The organism is Alcanivorax sp. HI0044 (assembly GCF_001634945.1).
Window position 1 is genome coordinate 1 of record NZ_LWEZ01000516.1, and the last position, 931, is coordinate 931.

The following is a 931-nucleotide window of genomic DNA, read 5'->3' on the forward strand; positions in this document are numbered from 1 at the left end:
CAGCCTTCAAGCTGAGCCCGTAGCTTCATCGTGGTGCCTGGCACAAGCCTTTGCCGCCACAGAACATTTTCTTCAGTCGACCGTATTCCCTGATACGGCGCTTCCTCAGAAAATGCCCTGTGACAACAAATTCTTGCGCCATACATCCACGCTGAAACCACAGCTCAACTTCTGCTGATCGGCATACCGTCAGGTAGGTATGGGGCGACGACCGGTTGGTCTCGCCCCTCTCACGGCAAGACTTGAGAATCTGATTCAGGCATACTACCGGCCCCGTGCCAGGGGTGGGTAAATGGTCTCTGCACCAAGGAGTCGTCAAGGACGGCAACCCGCGAGCCTCAGGTACGGAAAGCGCTCACGGAAATGAAAGGACCCCAGGAGGGATCATTATGTTAATTCTTACGCGTCGAGTTGGTGAGACCCTGATGGTCGGTGACGAAGTGACCGTCACTGTGCTGGGTGTAAAAGGCAACCAGGTTCGTATCGGTGTGAACGCACCGAAAGAAGTTGCCGTACACCGTGAAGAAATTTATCAGCGAATTCAGCACGAAAAATCGTCAGATAGCGAGTCTGCCTGATTTTTGAGCTGTATTTTGTTCGCAAAATCGTTATGATGCGCGGCGAGTTTGGTGACAGCGCCGATTAAGAGCGTTCACCACCAAACCACAAGCAGTACCGCATTCCGGAGAGGTGGGTGAGTGGCTGAAACCAGCTCCCTGCTAAGGAGCCATACGGGAAACTGTATCGCGGGTTCGAATCCCGCCCTCTCCGCCATATTAGAAAACGCCCCGCAATGCGGGGCGTTTTTGTTTGTGGGCCGTGTACATGCTGCAGGCGATTTTGCGATTCCGGACCGATGTCGCCCGCAACCGCGGTTCTCATGTGCCTCGTGCTCTGCCTCGACACCAACTTGCGCTACACTTTGCGCTAC

General features: G+C 54.5%; 1 protein-coding gene and 1 tRNA gene. Both read left to right on the forward strand.

Annotated elements, in window-relative coordinates; translation table 11 throughout:
* Nucleotides 1-389 precede the first annotated feature (389 nt).
* Complete coding sequence (gene csrA, locus A3730_RS06115) at nt 390-578, forward strand: carbon storage regulator CsrA (protein ID WP_035229872.1); 189 nt, start codon at nt 390-392, stop codon at nt 576-578.
* Between the two features lie 106 nt (nt 579-684).
* Nucleotides 685-774, forward strand: a tRNA-Ser gene (locus A3730_RS06120).
* Nucleotides 775-931 lie beyond the last annotated feature (157 nt).

Excerpts from the sequence above, each read along its gene's own strand:
- csrA (WP_035229872.1), top strand. The coding sequence starts at position 390 with ATGTTAATTCTTACGCGTCGAGTTGGTGAGACCCTGATGGTCGGTGAC.